Source organism: Pseudoalteromonas rubra (genome assembly GCF_000238295.3).
Lineage (GTDB): Bacteria > Pseudomonadota > Gammaproteobacteria > Enterobacterales > Alteromonadaceae > Pseudoalteromonas > Pseudoalteromonas rubra.
On sequence record NZ_AHCD03000003.1, the window covers coordinates 1 to 531 of the forward strand.

The 531-nt window shown below is 58.2% G+C and carries 1 protein-coding gene; it reads right to left on the minus strand.

Translation table 11 applies throughout. From position 1 onward, the window contains the following. On the minus strand, nt 1-531 hold a 531-nt coding region (locus tag PRUB_RS00020; RefSeq protein WP_010387529.1), incomplete at both ends, for an AMP-binding protein.

Consider the following 531-nt stretch of genomic DNA (forward strand, 5'->3'; position numbering starts at 1 on the left):
GCCACCTCAGGGTCATAAAAGGGGTTATCAATAAAGCGCTCGGCACTCAGCTCAGGCTGGTTCAGGTAACCTCGTGCCAGCCCGTCACCGCCCAGGTACAACTCACCGGTTGCGCCATACGGCAGCAGCGCCAGCTGGTCATTCAGAATAAACGCCTGGGTGTTGCTGATCACCTGGCCGATCCCCGGCGCATGATCGATTTCCTGAGTAAAACAGGCACAGGTTGAATAAGTGGTGTCTTCCGACGGGCCATAAAGGTTATAGACCCGCTCGCAATGCCCGTCGCGCAGTAACTGATTCACCACGTCGCGACCCAGCGGCTCACCGGCCAGGTTCACGACCCGCACGCCAGCCGGAATGCCCGCCTGCTCCAACAGGGCTTTAATGGCCGACGGCACCGTATTAATCAGGGAAACCTCAACCGGCTGCGTCAGCAGGCTCAGGGCATTGTCGACCAGTACACAGGTGCCGCCGCGAGTGAGGGTGAAAAACAATTCAAACGCTGACAGGTCAAAGTTGATGGAGGTGCTG